15 protein-coding genes are annotated in these 14,746 nt (G+C 72.2%); 7 read left to right on the top strand and 8 right to left on the bottom strand.

Going from position 1 to position 14,746, the window contains the following annotated elements; genetic code table 11:
* Window positions 1-165: 165 nt before the first annotated feature.
* From ACIQOE_RS35645 to ACIQOE_RS35630, 4 genes are all read left to right on the top strand, one after another.
* Window positions 166-933 carry an SDR family oxidoreductase gene (locus tag ACIQOE_RS35645; RefSeq protein ID WP_362641440.1) on the top strand — a complete coding sequence of 256 codons (768 nt, stop codon included), beginning with the start codon at window positions 166-168 and terminating at the stop codon, window positions 931-933.
* A gap of 168 nt (window positions 934-1,101) precedes the next feature.
* Window positions 1,102-1,572 carry a MarR family winged helix-turn-helix transcriptional regulator gene (locus tag ACIQOE_RS35640; protein ID WP_365556029.1) on the top strand — a complete coding sequence of 157 codons (471 nt, stop codon included), beginning with the start codon at window positions 1,102-1,104 and terminating at the stop codon, window positions 1,570-1,572.
* A 189-nt stretch (window positions 1,573-1,761) separates the two neighbouring features.
* Entirely contained in the window at window positions 1,762-4,626 is a 2,865-nt protein-coding gene (locus tag ACIQOE_RS35635; protein WP_401415991.1) for a helix-turn-helix transcriptional regulator, read from the top strand.
* A gap of 45 nt (window positions 4,627-4,671) precedes the next feature.
* Window positions 4,672-5,217: a putative immunity protein gene (locus tag ACIQOE_RS35630; protein WP_401415989.1), complete on the top strand. Its 546-nt coding sequence runs from the start codon at window positions 4,672-4,674 to the stop codon at window positions 5,215-5,217.
* Between the two features lie 59 nt (window positions 5,218-5,276).
* On the opposite strand, the gene ACIQOE_RS35625 is transcribed toward ACIQOE_RS35630, so the two are convergent.
* Window positions 5,277-5,885 carry a DUF5134 domain-containing protein gene (locus ACIQOE_RS35625; RefSeq protein WP_401415987.1) on the bottom strand — a complete coding sequence of 203 codons (609 nt, stop codon included), beginning with the start codon at window positions 5,883-5,885 and terminating at the stop codon, window positions 5,277-5,279.
* 43 nt (window positions 5,886-5,928) lie between these two features.
* Window positions 5,929-6,390, bottom strand: a complete 462-nt coding sequence (locus ACIQOE_RS35620; RefSeq protein WP_365556021.1) for a cupin domain-containing protein — start codon at window positions 6,388-6,390, stop codon at window positions 5,929-5,931.
* 252 nt (window positions 6,391-6,642) lie between these two features.
* On the opposite strand from ACIQOE_RS35620, the gene ACIQOE_RS35615 reads away from it, so the two are divergent.
* A complete protein-coding gene (locus ACIQOE_RS35615) occupies window positions 6,643-7,170 on the top strand; it encodes a GNAT family N-acetyltransferase (RefSeq protein ID WP_351327722.1) in 528 nt (175 codons plus the stop codon).
* Between the two features lie 306 nt (window positions 7,171-7,476).
* Complete coding sequence (locus tag ACIQOE_RS35610) at window positions 7,477-7,959, top strand: helix-turn-helix domain-containing protein (protein WP_401415984.1); 483 nt, start codon at window positions 7,477-7,479, stop codon at window positions 7,957-7,959.
* 46 nt (window positions 7,960-8,005) lie between these two features.
* Here the strand turns inward: ACIQOE_RS35610 and ACIQOE_RS35605 are convergent, their stop codons facing one another.
* The 5 genes from ACIQOE_RS35605 to ACIQOE_RS35585 form a co-directional block, all read right to left on the bottom strand.
* On the bottom strand, window positions 8,006-8,785 hold the full coding sequence (locus ACIQOE_RS35605; RefSeq protein ID WP_365556017.1) for a polysaccharide deacetylase family protein: 780 nt from the start codon (window positions 8,783-8,785) through the stop codon (window positions 8,006-8,008).
* 84 nt (window positions 8,786-8,869) lie between these two features.
* Window positions 8,870-10,006 carry an acyltransferase family protein gene (locus ACIQOE_RS35600; RefSeq protein WP_401415982.1) on the bottom strand — a complete coding sequence of 379 codons (1,137 nt, stop codon included), beginning with the start codon at window positions 10,004-10,006 and terminating at the stop codon, window positions 8,870-8,872.
* Window positions 10,007-10,227: 221 nt separating this feature from the next.
* Window positions 10,228-11,184 carry a transporter gene (locus tag ACIQOE_RS35595; RefSeq protein WP_365572824.1) on the bottom strand — a complete coding sequence of 319 codons (957 nt, stop codon included), beginning with the start codon at window positions 11,182-11,184 and terminating at the stop codon, window positions 10,228-10,230.
* Entirely contained in the window at window positions 11,181-12,095 is a 915-nt protein-coding gene (locus ACIQOE_RS35590) for an ATP-binding cassette domain-containing protein (protein ID WP_401415979.1), read from the bottom strand. Before ACIQOE_RS35590 ends, ACIQOE_RS35595 begins: the two co-directional genes overlap by 4 nt.
* Window positions 12,092-12,523, bottom strand: a complete 432-nt coding sequence (locus ACIQOE_RS35585; protein WP_362176233.1) for a GntR family transcriptional regulator — start codon at window positions 12,521-12,523, stop codon at window positions 12,092-12,094. The genes ACIQOE_RS35590 and ACIQOE_RS35585 overlap by 4 nt, the downstream gene beginning before the upstream one ends.
* Window positions 12,524-12,709: 186 nt before the next feature.
* Here ACIQOE_RS35585 and ACIQOE_RS35580 point away from each other — a divergent pair, with 186 nt between their 5' ends.
* Window positions 12,710-14,065 carry an NAD(P)/FAD-dependent oxidoreductase gene (locus ACIQOE_RS35580; protein WP_401415976.1) on the top strand — a complete coding sequence of 452 codons (1,356 nt, stop codon included), beginning with the start codon at window positions 12,710-12,712 and terminating at the stop codon, window positions 14,063-14,065.
* Between the two features lie 10 nt (window positions 14,066-14,075).
* On the opposite strand, the gene ACIQOE_RS35575 is transcribed toward ACIQOE_RS35580, so the two are convergent.
* A complete protein-coding gene (locus ACIQOE_RS35575; protein WP_401415973.1) occupies window positions 14,076-14,630 on the bottom strand; it encodes a hypothetical protein in 555 nt (184 codons plus the stop codon).
* Between the last annotated feature and the right edge of the window lie 116 nt (window positions 14,631-14,746).

Raw genomic sequence — 14,746 nt, 5'->3', positions numbered from 1 at the left:
CTGTGACAACCGGCTCGGACGTGCGGCCGTCGAGCGGCATGACGAACAACAAGGTGTGACACTTTTCTGTGCCTCGCGTCACGGATCGCCGGACATGTTTGACTGCGTGGGAAACGCTTGCACATCATGTTTCGCGGACGACGACCTTCGAACGATGAGAGTCTCATGATCACGAAATCAACGGACCGAAGCTTCTCCGGACACGTCGCGATCGTCACCGGTGCCGGGTCCGGCATCGGACGGGCCACGGCCGTGGCCTTCGCGCAGGCCGGTGCGCACGTGCTCGGAGTGGGCCGGCGTGAGAAGCCGCTGAAGGACACGGCGGCGATCGACGGCAACATCGAGATCCTCGCCATCGACGTGTGCGAGGACGGAGCACCCGCGCAGATCGTCGGCGCCGCCGTCCGGAGATGGGGGCGCCTCGACCACCTGGTCAACAACGCCGGAGCGACCGCCGTCATGCCGCTGGCCGAGACGGACAAGAAGGTGGTGCAGGACCTGTTCGCGCTCAATGTCGTGGCCCCGAGCCTGCTCGCCCACGAGGCCCTGCCGCACCTGCGCGAAACCTCCGGCACGATCCTCAACCTGTCCAGCACCTACGGCCACCGGCCCATGGCAGGAGGCGCCCACTACGCGGCCACGAAGGCCGCCGTGGAGCAGCTGACGCGCAGCTGGGCGCTGGAACTCGCCGCCGAGGGCGTCCGCGTCAACTCGATCGCTCCCGGCCCGACGCGGACCGACGTCATGCTGCACGCCGGCCTCAGCCCCGAGGCCGCGAACGACATGTACGCCTACGAGCGTGAGCGCATCCCGACCCACCGCATCGCCGATGCCGAGGAGGTCGCCCACTGGGTTCTGCGCCTCGCGGAGCCCGCAGGACGGCACGCGACCGGACAGGTCATCACCGTCGACGGCGGCCTGGAACTCATCTGACGCCGCCCCGGACCGGGGACCGTCGGCGCCTGGCCGGTGCCCGTCGAGTGTCACGTGGGGAGCCGCTGCCCTGTCTGATGGGGAAGGCGCGCCGAGGCCCCGGCGGCCGGGACGGTGGTCGTCCCACGAGGTGACGGACGGGCCATGACAGGGAAAGAGCACTCTCCGGTGAGCGACGATCTGGTGATGGTCAGGCGATGGACCACGATGAACCGCGTCCACAAGAGGATCGAGGCCCGGATCGAGGGAGATCTTCGCCGGCACGTGGGTCTCGGGGCCCGGGAGTTCTCCGCGCTGGGTGCCCTGCGGCGCGGGACGTGGGCGGGCAAGGGGTCCCTCTACCTGGGTGACCTCGCCGCGGTCGTCGGGCTGAGCCAGTCCGCGACCAGCCGTCTCGTCGCCCGCCTCCAGGACCGCGGCCTGATCACCGTCCGCACCTCCAGCGACGACCGTCGCAGCATCGAGATCGAACTCACCGCCGTCGCCCACGACACGCTGCGGATCGGCACGCCGGTCCTGCACCGGGCCGTCACCGGCGCCGTCGGACAGATGGCCGCCGAGGACACCGACGGAGAGCTGCTGCGGTACCTGCGGGGAGAGCAGCGGGACACGGGCGCGTCGCCGGAGTGGTGCGGCTAGCGCCTCGTCCTGGCCGGGGTCGGCGGACCCTGCGGCGGGCGCTGGAAGGCTCGCCGCCCGCACTGACGGATCGGCCGCGGTCCGCTCGTCACAAATCCTGCCGGTTCCCGGTCAGTCGGGTGTACGGGCCTGTGCGCGCACATGCACAGTCCGCGCGAGGTACCCGCAGCCCGATAGGAGTCGCGTCCCATGACCACCAGCACGCTTCCCGATCTGGTCGGCCGGCAGGATGAACGAGCCGCGCTCGACGACCTCCTGGTCGGTCTGCGCGCCGGTGAGTCCCGCGTGCGGGTGTTCCGTGGCGAGGCCGGCATCGGGAAGTCGGTACTGCTGGAGTACGCCGTCGCCCGGGCGACGCAGGTGACGGTCACCCGGGCGCAAGGCGTCGAGGCGGACATGGAACTGCCGTACGCGAGCCTGCACCAGCTGTGCGCTCCGTTCCTGGGGCAGGTCGACGCGCTGCCGGGACCCCAACGCGACGCCCTTCGCGTGGCCTTCGGGACGGCGGCCGGAGACCCGCCCGACCGCTTCCTGGTCGGCCTCGCGGTGCTGTCCCTGCTCACCCGGGCCTCGGAGACCCGGCCGGTGCTCGTCGTGGTCGACGATGCCCAGTGGCTCGACCAAGTGTCCTTGCAGACACTGGAGTTCGTGGCCCGACGGCTGCTCGCCGAGGCCGTCGCGATGGTCTTCGCCGTACGCGATCCCGAGGGGAAGGCCGCGCTCGCCGGTCTGCCGGGGACCCGCATCGGTGGACTCGACGCCCTCGCGGCCTCGGAACTGCTGGAGTCCACGGTGGGCGGGCGGCTGGACAAGCGGGTCCGGGACCGGTTCGTCGCCGAGATGCACGGCAATCCGCTCGCCCTGCTGGAGTTCTCCCGCGGCCGTACCGCCGCCGAACTGGCCTACGGCCTGGACTCGTCCGCCTCTCCGGGGTTCGAGGCAACGGTGTCGAGCCGCCTGGAACGGGACTTCGCCGATCGGCTCGGCTCGCTGCCCGGACCGACCCGCACCCTGCTGCTCATCGCCGCCGCGGAACCGGTCGGGGACGCCGGACTCCTGACGCGCGCCGCGGCCTCGCTCGACATCGTTCCCGACGCCGCTCCGGCCAAGTCGGCGGGGCTGATCGACCTCCACGGGTTCCTCCGCTTCCGGCACCCGCTCGTCCGCTCCGCCGTCTACCACCGGGCCGGGCCCGAGGAGCGCCGGGCGGTGCACCGGGCGCTGGCCGCGGCAACGGACCCCGCACAGGATCCCGACCGGCGTGCCTGGCACACGGCGCAGGCCGCCTGCGGGCCGGACGAGGAGGTCGCCGTGGAGCTGGAACGGGCGGCCGACCGGGCGCGACAGCGCGGCGGAATCGCCGCCGAGGCGGTACTCCTGGAGCGCGCGTCGCAGTTGACGCCGGACGCCCGGCGCCGTGGACGCCGGGCCGTCGCCGCGGCCGAGGCCCACTTCTCGGCCGCCTCGCCCGATCGCGCCACCGAACAGGCGACGCTCGCCGAACTGTGCACCCTCAGCTCACTGGACCGCGCGCGCCTGGCGCGACTGCGCGCCCGGATCCTCTTCGCACGCAGCCGCAGCGACGAGGCCGCCCCGCTCCTCCTCGAAGCCGCAGCGCAGTTCACCGCCGCCAAGTCACCACTGGCACGGGAGACCTACCTCGAAGCGATCAGCGCGACCATCTTCGCGGGCCGGGTGCACGGTCCGACGGGTGCGCGTGCCGCCGCCGCGGCGGCACGCGCGTCCGGTGCGCCGCCCTCGGGGTCCGAGGCGGCCGACCTCCTCCTGGAGGGCGTTGCGGCGATCCTCACCGACGGCTACGAGACCGGACTCCCGGCGCTGCGCCGCGCGTTGGACCTCCTCGCGCAGGAGGAACTCCGCACCCGTGAGGCCACCATGCGCTGGCTCCTGCTCGTCCCGGTCGCCCTGGAGGCGTTCATCCACTACGCGTGGGACCTGCACGCCTGGGACAGGCTGGCGACGCGCGCGGTACGGCTGGCCCGCGACATCGGTGCGCTCGGCGCGCTGCCGCCGGCGCTGATCTACGCCGGCGGAGTCCGCATCCATGACGGCGACTTCGCCGAGGCCGCCCGGATGATCCACGAAGCCGACACGCTCGCCGCCGCGACCGGGCACGCACCGCACACGTACGCGGCGCTCGTCCTGGCCGCGTGGCGGGGCGAGGCGGACGCGGCCGCCCGCATCATCGACGACGCCCGGACCCGAGCCGTGGAACGCGGCGAGGTGTCCCTCCTCGGCGCCACCGGCTACATCCAGGGCGTCCTGTTCAACGGACTGGCGCGCTACGAGGACGCCCTGGCGGCCGCTCGCTCGGGCATCGAGCACGACGGGTTCAACTTCACCGGCCTGTCGCTGGTCGAACACATCGAGGCCGCCACCCGGTGCGGCAGACCCGACCTGGCCCACGCCTCCCTCGCCCGGCTGCTCGAACTCACCCGTGCCGCCGAATCCGGATGGGCCGCGGGCGCGGGCGCGCGGAGCCGGGCCCTGCTCGCCGACGGCGACGAGGCCGACGCCCTCTACCGGACCGCCGTCGAGGAGTTCGGCCGTGGTGGCGTGACCGTCGAAGTCGCCCGCACCCACCTGCTGTACGGCGAGTGGCTCCGCCGCAACCGTCGACCGTCGCAGGCCCGCGACCACCTGCGCACGGCCTACGAGATGTTCGACGGCATGCCGGCCGACGCGTTCGCCGAGCGCGCCCGCCGCGAGCTGATCGCCACCGGTGAGCACGTCAAGGCCCGCGTGACCAAGGCGACGAACAGCCTGACGGCGCAGGAGTCCCAGATCGCGGCCCTCGCCGCCGACGGGATGACCAACGCGAGGATCGGCGCCGAGCTGTTCATCAGTCCGCACACGGTGGAGTGGCACCTGCGGAAGGTCTACACGAAGCTCGGGATCAACTCGCGCCGCGCGCTGCCGGACGCCCTCTCCGGCGCCGCCACCCTGAACGGCGGGCACCGGCGCGATGCCACGACCCGACCGGACCGCGCCAAACCGCCGACGCGTCCCTCCGGCACGTCCCGCCCGCGGTGACGTGATCAAGACGGGCCACGAGCGCGCCGGCACAAGAATGGAGACATGAGAGGGGAAGCAGACGAGATCGCTCTGAGCATGCGGGACCTCCGCGAGGTCACCGGGTTCGCCGCGGCGTGCGCGGAAACGGTGCTCGACGTGTTCGAGACCGACCAGCCGGACGACTCGCGGCCCAGGGACGCCGTCACCGCCGCGTGGGCGTTCGCCCGCGGCGGTGAGCGAGGGAAGGAGCTGCGCGACAGAGCATGGGCGGCGCTCAGGGCGGCCAAGGACACGGACACCGCGGCCGCGGGCGAGGGAGCCCGCGCGGCCATGGCCGCGGCAGCCGCCGCGTATCTGCATCCGCTGGCCAGGAGCACCCAGGTCAAGCACATTCTCGGCGCCGCCGCCCACGTGGCCAGAGCCGCCGAACTCGCCGCCGCCGACGACGATCGGAACGTGGCCGCCGAACACCTCCGGAGGGCCGCACACCTGGCGACACCGGCCGTCCTGGACGTGCTCGAACGCTATCCGGCGGCCCCGAGCGGCGGCGGACGGGTCGGCGAACTGACCCGCACCCTGGACACCGACCTCCGCACCCGCGCGGAGTGACCGCGAAACATGCGGACGGCTCGGCCCGCGGATGCGCGATGACGGGCGCTCGGTGCCGTTCAGTGGTGCAGGAGCAGCATGATGCTCGTGCCCAGTGCCATCGAACCGTCCCAGAACGGCCCGTACGGCTCGGGCCAGTCGATCGAGTCCGCGGCCGGGGCGGACCGGGTGCGCCGGCCGGGTAGCACGCGGGCCAGTGACGACAGCGCGCAGACCAGGAGGCACAGGGCCAGTGCGGCGGTGACCGTCCGGACGGTCGCCGACAGGTGGGCCGTGTGGCCGAGCGCGCCGAGGTGATGTGCGGGGGCCGACAGGCCGGCCATGGCGTGCGTCTGCCACTCCATCCACGCCATGGCGGCCATGCCGGTCGCGGGAGGCAGCCTCCTGGCGAGGGCGGCGAGCCGGGACCCATGGTCTCGGCGGACGGCGGTCACGGGGAACCAGAGCGCCGCGACCGTGAAGAACGCCGTTCCTGCGGGGTGGGGCAGGGACGCGCCGTGGCTCCACGGCATGGCCGCCATGGTGGCTGCCATGGCGGCATGCAGCAGTTGGTCTCCGCGTTCACGCCATCCCGCCCGGCGGGGCGCCACGGCCCGGTGCACGCCGTGCACGGCGGTGGCCGTGAAGAGCACGGTCAGCATCATGTGCACGACGCCGGAGGCGTTCATGTCCGCACGTCCCCTCCCGCGTGGCGTGTGGGGCGGAGGCGGATCAGGCCGTGGGCCGCGGAGCGCGCAGGTGGGCGCGCTGCTTGAGCTCCTCCTCGTCGACGAGTTCGAGCATGGGCTTGCCCGGGGCGCACATCATGGTGACGACGAACTCGGTCCTGGCGTCCGCCAGCGCGTTGCCGTCCTGGTAGTGGATGGCGTCGCCGCCGGGCTCCCAGAACGTGCCGCCCGCCTCGACGACGCGCTCGGGCTCGCCCTCGAGTTCGAAGCGGACCGCACCCTTGACGACGTAGCCGAACGCCGGTCCGGAGTGGCGGTGCGGCGGGGTTCCGGGGTCGCCCGGCTCCCACGCCACGTGGATGGTCATCGCCGAGGCGCCCTCGGGAATCGTGATCGGCGCCGCGTCCTGGAGGAGCGTGGCCGCCCTGGTCCAGCTCGGCCCGTCCTCACCGCCGTCCCCGTGACCGTGCCCGTGACCGTGGCTGTGCTGCGCATTCTCTGACACTGTGACGTACCTTCCCTGACTCGACCGCGCCCGGACGGTCCGTCGGCCGTCCGGCGCGTGCTGGTGGTCCTCGCCACCACCTGCTCTTCCACCTCCATTGACCGGACACGGAACCGATCTGTGACGACGTGACGCGCAGCGGCACCGCCGCGCCGACGCCGTTCGACGCATGTGTCACACCGACGCCCGGTGCGGTGTCCTGCCGGCAGCGCCGTCTCCGACGTCCGTCCCGGCCTGTGCGAGGATCCCGGCGTGAACGATCTGTGCTTCCGTCCCGCCGAGGAGACGGACCTCGCCGCTCTCGTGCGGCTGCGTGACGACGCCGCCCGCTGGATGCTCGCCCAGGGCATCACCGGTCAGTGGCAGCCGGGTCAGCTCGACGCGGACCACTTCCGCGGGGTCATGCGCCGCGGTGAGGTCTGGATCGCCGAGGCCGACGGCCGCGTGGCCGGGGCCTGGGAGCTGTGGTGGGAGGACGAGGACGCGTGGGGGCCGCAGCCGCCGGTGGCCGGCTACGTGCACCGGCTGATGGTGCACCGGGGCAACGCCCGACCGGGGACGGGGCGGGTCCTGCTCCGTGCGGCGGAGCAGCGCATCGCCGCACAGGGGCGGGCGTTCGTGCGCCTGGACTGCCTGTCCGGCAACGCGCGCCTCAACTCCTATTACCTACAGGCCGGTTACCGGGTCGTCGGCCACAAGGAGGGCAAGCCGCAACCCGGCGGTCCACCCAAGTCGTTCACCCTCATGGAGAAACCCTGCGCGGCGGCGACGCGAGACTGATCCCCCGAACCCCGCGGCTCCACGCGTCGGCGGGCCGCTGCCCTGTCGGCCACCACGCCTGTGCCCCGTGAGGACCCGTGGTGGTGGACGGTGATGACCGGCAGGGCAGGTGTGAGGGTCGGCCGTGCACATGTGTGTTACATGCGTCGCATGTGGAGGAGTGCGGCAGGGACACTCTGCTCGGCAGCGTGATCACGCGAGGTGCCGGTGTCCGCGGCACCGAGGCTCGCGCGCCCGGACCGGCACCCGGCGACGGAGTCTCGTCGGCACAGGTCCTCAGCACACAGCAACAGGAGAGGCCGCCCCGTGAACCGACCGCCCTTCGTGCCCGCCGTTGCCCTGGCGGCCAGGCAGAGCCTGGGAATGTCGCCGCAGCAAGTGGCGGAGCAGATGAACGCGTGCGGTGCTTCGATCGACATCTCGCACGTCCACGCCTGGGAGTTCGGCGACTACCACCCCACGGAGCAGGAGCTGTTCGCCCTCGCCGACGTCCTGTGGTGCCGTACCACGGACCTCATGGGGATCGACGAATCCCGCACGCTGATGGAGCACCGTCTGGAACGGCAGTTCACGACGGCCAGGCTGGCCCACTCCATCGGCATGGACACGGTCGAGTACGAGCAGGCAGAGGAACGGAGCCTGTGGACCGGTGACGCCCGGCAGACGGCCGCGCTGCTGCGCCTGCTGAACGTCAGCCCGCTCCAACTGGCCCAGATGATCGACCAGCCCGGCAGGTCGTGGTCGGACACCTCGGCACCGCCGGAGCCGACCTCCGGCCGCCTCGGCTGACGGCGGGTTCACCCGACGGCGGGTTCGCCTCGCGGCGTACGGCACCTCACGGCCGGTAGACCATGCCGGGCCGCGGCTTGGCCGGAGCGAGCAGCTGCGACACCGTGACGATGGTGTATCCGCGCCGCTCCAGCGCGTCGAGGATCCCCGGCACTGCGGGCACGGTCCCCTTGTGCAGGTCGTGCAGCAGGATGATGCCGTCGCGGTGGGTCTGGTCGAGCACCCGCTCGGTGATCAGGGCCGAGTCGGTCGTCTCGTAGTCCTTGGCGGTGACGCTCCACAACACCTGTGCCAGTCCCAGGTCCTGGCAGACCTTGGCCACCTTGCGGCTGGTGCGGCCCTCCGGCGGCCGCATCAGGACCGGCGTGGTGCCGGTGATCCGCTCGATGGCGTTCTGCGTCCTGGCCAGTTCCTCGCGGGCGTCGCTCTCGTCGAGGTCGGTCAGCCTCTTGTGGTTCCACGTGTGGTTGCCGATCTCGTGGCCCTCGTCGGCGATCCGGCGCAGGATGTCCGGGTACTTGGAGATGTGGCCCTTGCCCTGCACGAAGAACGTGGCGTGCAGTCTGCGCTGTCGGAGGATGTCCAGGAGCTTCGGAGTGGTCGGGCTGGGACCGCCGTCGAAGCTGAGGGCGACGCACTTCGCCTTGCGGCAGTCGACGGATCCGCTGACCGATCCCGATGCCCCCTCCCGTGCGGCGCGCGGCGAGGTGTGGTCGTAGGTGGTGACCGTCAGGGCCAGCGTCACGGCGACGGCCAGGACGGCTGCTATGGCGGTCGCCGCGGCGACGAGGACGCGCCGCCGTCTGGGAGAGGCGTTGAAGATCATGCGGGTGCTTCCTTCGGTGTGATGCGAGGGTGGTCGCGCTTCGGCGGCGGTCCGGTGCCGGCGCGCCCCGGTGCGGGTCCGGGATCAGCGCGCGCGGCTGAGCGACAGGTGCGCGGCGGGGTCGGGTTTGCGCATGTCGAGCGCCAGCCGACGCCTCAGGCGGCGCCCGAGCGGGCGCTCCACCAGACGGTGGACGAGCAGCGACAGGCCCAGCATGCCGACGACGGACAAGGTCATCGAGGGCAGCGGTCCCAGCGCCGGGAACGCCTGGATCAGTCCCTTGGCGAGGGGGATTCCGAGGCTCTGGTGGACGAGGTAGAAGGGGTAGGTGAGGGCGCCCGCGGTGACCAGCCAACGCCGGCGGACGCCGGTGAGCGGGCCCGTCGCGGCGAGGGCCAGCAGCCCGAGGCAGAGCGTGAGGACGACCGCGCAGACGGCCCAGGAGGGCCGGGCCTCGCCCGGAGGCACGGCCGCGTGGTCGGCGACACGCAGGTCGAGCACGGTGAGCTGGTAGCACCAGGCGAAACCGAGCAGCAGCCAGAGCAGGAGGCTCGGCCCGAACCTGTGCATCAGGTGGAGCAGGATCCCGGCGACGAACAGGCCGCTGTACCGGGGCAGGAGGAGTTCGTCGAGCAGCGGTGCGTGGAGTTCGAGCGCGATGACGCTGGCGAGCAGCCAGCATCCGCAGCAGGCCACCACGCGCCGGTAGGTCAGGCCGAAGGCCAGCAGCACGGCCATCAGAAGGTAGAAGCGGGCCTCCACCCAGAGGGTCCAGCTGACGCCGTCGACCGGATCGAGCCCCAGGGGCCCCGGGGCCATGGTCAGATTCCCGAGGACGGTCCTGGGGTCGATGGACGTGGCGGCGGCCCGGTGCCCCAGACGTGAGACCAGGACGAGCAGGACCACCAGGACGACGGCGCACCAGTAGGCGGGGAAGAGGCGTGCGATGCGGGAGACGGTGAACTGCGCGGGAGTCCGTCCCCAGCAGCTCATGCAGATCACGAATCCGCTGATGAGGAAGAAGAATTCGACGCCGAGCCAGCCGTAGCGGCTGATCTCGTGCAGGAACGGGGCGAACGCGCGGAGTTCGACGCGGCCCCAGAAGTGCGGGGTGGGCGTGCCGAGGAAGTGGTAGGCGGCCACCATCAACGCGGCCAGCAGACGGAGTCCGTCTATCGCCGCGAGGCGCGGCCGGTCGTCGTGGGTATCGGGAGACGGCATGGTGTCACGGGCGGCCGTGTCAGGACGCGGCGGGGAGCGGCGTACGGCTGACACGTATCGGCGAGTTGGCGTCGGTGGGCATGACGAAGTGACCTCCGTGCGGTGCGGAAAATGGGAACAGTGGGACGTGGAGGAATGAGGAATGGTGAGGCGGGCGACTGGCCTCGATGCGGCCGCCTCGGTCGGAGGCGGCGGCACGAACGGTGTGCGGCAGCGGTGTGTCAGACGCGGCGGCGCAGCATCAGCACCGTGACGACCGTGAGCAGGACGGCCAGGCCGCCGAGGATCGCGGTGTCGGTCCACTGGAAGGCCCAGTAGTCACCGGCGGGGTTGGCCCGGTAGAAGCGGGCGACGTAGCCGTGTGCCGACATGCACTCCCTGAGCTGGGCTCCCGAGGGGTACGCGCAGGCGAACACCGAGTCGTGGCGGCCGGAAGCGGTGATCAGGCCGTAGTCGCCGGTGGACCACTTCTCGCCCATCGGGGCCTTGGGGACGTCGCCGGCGCTGACGTAGCTGTGCGGCGGGACCAGGATCCGGGACCAGTGCGTCCACTCCAGCAGGAGCGTCGCTGCTCCGGTCGCCAGCAGGGTCAGGCCCATCGCCGCCAGGACCCGGCGGGTCAGCAGGCCCAGCAGCGTGCCGGCGGCCAGGCCGAACAGGGCGGCCGCGACGACGCGCGGGCCCGAACCGCTGAGGGCGGTGTTGTCGTACCAGAACAGTCCGTAGCTGCGGTCGGCCGCCGGTCGCCACCACCAGGCGAACAGCCCCGCCAGCAGCCCGGCGAGGGCGGTCGTGGTGAGCGCGGCCAGCGCGAACCGGGAGGCGAACCACTGGCCGCGGCTCAGGCCCTGCGCGAGGACCAGGCGGTGCGTGCCCAGTTCCCGGTCGCGGCCCAGCAGCGGGGCACCCCAGAAGACGCCGATGAGGACCGGCAGCGCGATGTTCAGCGCCCCGAGATACTTCAGCGGCTCGATGTCTAGCAGCAGGGGCAGGCCCGTGCCGGACTGAGTGCAGTACAGCGGACCGGTGGCGCAGTGGTCGAACAGCCCGCTGTGCAAGGCGTCGAGCATGTCCGAGCGGGAGTACGCGGCGATCGCCGCGGCGAGGAGCAGGACGCCCGCGCCGATTCCCGCCGCCACCCGCTGCTGGCGCCAGGCGAGCCAGAGAGAACCCTTCACGCCGCGGCCTCCGTCCGCGCAGCAGCGGTGGCCCGCTCCGGCTGTTCGTCCGCCTGGAGATAGCCGATCAAGATGTCCTCCAGCCTCGGATGTGCGGTGTGCCAGTCACCGCGCAGCGGTCCGTTCCGGCGTATCAGCGCGGTCACCTGCCGGCCTGCGGTCCGGCGCTGTACGACGGTGTGCGTGCCGGTCAGGGCGTCGGCCTGGCCGACGGATCCGGTCAGGACGGTGTGGCTCTCGCGCAGTGCCTCGGCGTCCTCGCTCAGTTCCGCGCGGCCGTCGCGCAACGCCAGCACCCAGTCGCAGGTCTCCTCCAGTTCGGGCAGGACGTGCGAGGACAGCACGATGCTGGTGCCGCGCTCGGCGGCCTCGGCCATCAGCTCCGCCATGATCTCCCCACGCGCCACGGGATCGAGGTCGGCGAGCGGTTCGTCGAGGAGCAGGAGGTCGGGGCGCTTGCCGAGGGCGAGGGCGAGGGCGACCCGGGTGCGTCGCCCGGGGGACAGCTCGCCCACGCGGGAATGCAGCGGGATGCCGCCCCCGTGGACGATCCGCTCGGCGGCCGTCCGGTCCCACGAGAGGTTCAGCTTCTCGCCCATCAACAGGGTGTCCGCCACGGTGAAACGGGGGTAGAGCGGCTTGTCCTGGGTGAGCAGGGCGACCCGGTCGCGCGCCTCGGCCGTACCCGGCTCGGCGCCCAGGACGCGCAGGTCTCCGTGACCGGCCCGCAGGAGGCCCCCGGCCAGGTGCAGCAGGGTGCTCTTGCCGGCGCCGTTGCGTCCGACGAGCGCGGTGATGCGGCCGCGGGGCACGGTGAAGCCGCAGTCCCGCAAGGCCCAGCCGCCTCGCCTTCGGTAGCGGAATCCGAGTCCCGTGGCGCGCAGTGCGTCCGGCGCGTCAGGCCCGGTCATGCGTCCTCCTTCGTCCGTGCCCGGTCCTGCGGGGCACGGCTGTCGTGTGCGGTGTCATGGGTGTCGAGGGCCGCGGTGACCATGGCGAGGACGTCGGCCCGTTCGAGGCCTTCGGCCCGTGCGCGTGCCACCCAGTCGCCCAGCTCGCGGCGCAGCGGCGAGTCGTCCTCCGCGCCTGGCCTGGCGAGCGACCGCGTCACGAAGGTCCCGAGACCGCGACGCAGCTCGACGAGGCCCGCCTGCTCCAGGTCGCGGTAGGCCCGGAGCACGGTGTTGGGGTTGATGGCGGTCGCCGCCACCACCTCCTTGGCCGTGGGCAGCTTGTCTCCGACCTTGAGGAAGCCCATCCGGAGCGCCCGCTCGGTCTGCTCGACGATCTGCACGTAAGCCGGTACGCCGCCGCCGCGGTCGATCCGGTAGTCGATCACGTCGCCTTCCTCGGTTCCACCATGCTTGTACTAATGAATTAATGGAAGCATGGTGGAAGTCCGGCCGCGCTGTCAAACGCCTGTGACCGGGCCGGCAGGACCCGCGAGGCAAGCCGTTCACACGCTGTGTCACATGGTGGGTGGCTGTCCGGTCTCCATGGTGTCGGACAACAGACAGAGGGCCTGATGCGTGAGATTGTGATTGTCGGTGGCGGCTACGCGGGCTTCTACGCCGCGTGGGGCCTGGAGAAGAGGCTCCGTCCGGCGGAGGCGCGGATCACCGTCGTCGACCCCCGCCCGTACATGACGTACCAGCCGTTCCTGCCCGAGGTGACGGCCGGATCGGTCGAGGCCCGGCACGCCGCCGTCTCCCTGCGGCGCCACCTGCGCCGCACCCGGCTGATCGCCGGGACCGTGACCTCGATCCGCCACGCGGACCGGTCGCTGACGGTACGGCCCGTGCACGGCGCCGAGTACGAGCTTGGCTACGACACCCTCGTCGTCACCGCCGGCGCCGTCACCCGCACCTTCCCGATCCCCGGACTCGCGCAGCACGCGATCGGTCTGAAGCACGTCGAGGAGGCGGTCGCCATCCGGGACCGCCTGATGACCGCCTTCGACCAGGCGGCGTCCCTGCCGCACGGCGCGGAGCGGCGGAGGCTGCTGACCGTGACCTTCGCGGGCGGCGGGTTCTCCGGCGTCGAGGGCTTCGGGGAACTGCTGTCACTGGCCACGGCGATGCTCACGTCGTATCCGGAACTGAGCCGCGACGAGCTGTCCTTCCACCTGGTCGAGGCACGCGACCGGATCCTGCCCGAGGTCGGCGACGGGCCGGGCGCCTGGGTGGTGCGCGAACTGGAGCGCCGCGGCGCGCACGTCCACCTCGGCACGCAGATCAGCTCGCTGGCCGACGGCCGGGTGGTGCTCTCCGACGGTGAGGAGTTCGACTCCGCGCTCGTCGTGTGGACCGCGGGCAACGCCTCCAACCCCGTCGTGCACAACCACACGGATCTCCCGGTCGACGAACGCGGCCTGCTCGTGGTCCGGGCCGACCTGCGGGTGGGCACCGACGGGCAGCCCGTGCCGGACGCGTGGGCGGCCGGAGACGACGCGGCGGTGCCCGACCTGGCGTCCACGGTGCCGGGCGCGCACACCGTGCCGAACGCCCAGCACGCCGTGCGGCAGGGCCGGCGCCTGGCGAAGAACATCGTCGCCGACCTGCGCGGCGGACGCGTCGCGGACTACCGGCACAGCAGTCTCGGCGTGGTGGCCACGCTGGGGCTGGGACGAGGGATCTTCCAGTACAAGGGGATCGTCATCAAGGGATTCCCGGCCTGGCTGATGCACCGCGGCTACCACGTGCTGGCCGTGCCCTCCTGGGAACGCAAGATCCGCGTCCTCGCGGTCTGGCTCACGGCCGCCGTCTTCGGACGCGACCTGGTGTCCCTCGCCTCCGTGCAGCATCCACGGGACGCGTTCGTCACCAGCGGCGACCCGCGGCGGCCCGACGAGCGCCCCAGGAGTGACTGCACGGCGGTGTGAGACGTCCGCGCTAGGAACGACGGGCGCGGTACAGGCCTCGCCCGGTGCGCTGGATGCGGGAGGCGCCGACCAGACGGTCGAGTGTGCTGCGGACGCCGTTGATGGTTCCGCTGTCGGTGTCACGGCCCAGGGCGGCGGCCACGTCACGGGCGCGTACGTCGGTGTCGCCGGCGGAGGCGAAGAAGTCCATGATCTGCTCGGTCAGGCGGCCGTACTTCTGCTGCCCGTCCGTGTCGTCCCCGTCCGGGGCGGGAGAGCCGGTGTCCTCGGTCTCGGCCGGGGGCCTGCGGGGAGCAGCGGGCGCCGGGACGGCCGCGGCCTCCGGTACGCCGGCTTCCGCCTCGCCGGCGGCGGGCTGAGGGACCGTCACCTGCTCGGCGCCGGCCGGGGTACGCATCAGGGCCTCGAAGGCGCCGAGAGCCTGGCGCACCGAGCCGAGATGCGCCACGACCGCCGCCAGTTCCCTCTCCAGCGCCTGCTTCTGGAGCTGCAGACGGGCCAGGTCCTCCTGGAGACGTTCGGCGGTGGCCTCGACGTCGTGCATCGAGCGGGTTGCAGAGCCCATGCGTTCCTCTCATCCTCTGTCCGCTGCGGCCACATCCCGCCGACGGCGTGCCGGCCGGCCCGGACGCGGACGTGGATACCGCACACACATGATAGGCACCGTTCCCGTGCGCGGGG

It is taken from the genome of Streptomyces sp. NPDC091282 (assembly GCF_044757385.1).
Classification (GTDB): Bacteria; Actinomycetota; Actinomycetes; order Streptomycetales; family Streptomycetaceae; genus Streptomyces; species Streptomyces gramineus.
The sequence above is the reverse complement of the archived record's forward strand: the minus strand, read 5'-3'. Positions and strand labels throughout refer to the sequence as shown.

What these genes read in the sequence shown, in the direction of transcription:
- ACIQOE_RS35645 (WP_362641440.1), top strand. Translation starts at nt 166, where the DNA reads ATGATCACGAAATCAACGGACCGAAGCTTCTCCGGACACGTCGCGATC.
- ACIQOE_RS35635 (WP_401415991.1), top strand. Translation starts at nt 1,762, where the DNA reads ATGACCACCAGCACGCTTCCCGATCTGGTCGGCCGGCAGGATGAACGA.
- ACIQOE_RS35630 (WP_401415989.1), top strand. Translation starts at nt 4,672, where the DNA reads ATGAGAGGGGAAGCAGACGAGATCGCTCTGAGCATGCGGGACCTCCGC.
- ACIQOE_RS35625 (WP_401415987.1), bottom strand. Translation starts at nt 5,885, where the DNA reads ATGAACGCCTCCGGCGTCGTGCACATGATGCTGACCGTGCTCTTCACG.
- ACIQOE_RS35605 (WP_365556017.1), bottom strand. Translation starts at nt 8,785, where the DNA reads ATGATCTTCAACGCCTCTCCCAGACGGCGGCGCGTCCTCGTCGCCGCG.
- ACIQOE_RS35600 (WP_401415982.1), bottom strand. Translation starts at nt 10,006, where the DNA reads ATGCCGTCTCCCGATACCCACGACGACCGGCCGCGCCTCGCGGCGATA.
- ACIQOE_RS35590 (WP_401415979.1), bottom strand. Translation starts at nt 12,095, where the DNA reads ATGACCGGGCCTGACGCGCCGGACGCACTGCGCGCCACGGGACTCGGA.
- ACIQOE_RS35580 (WP_401415976.1), top strand. Translation starts at nt 12,710, where the DNA reads ATGCGTGAGATTGTGATTGTCGGTGGCGGCTACGCGGGCTTCTACGCC.
- ACIQOE_RS35575 (WP_401415973.1), bottom strand. Translation starts at nt 14,630, where the DNA reads ATGGGCTCTGCAACCCGCTCGATGCACGACGTCGAGGCCACCGCCGAA.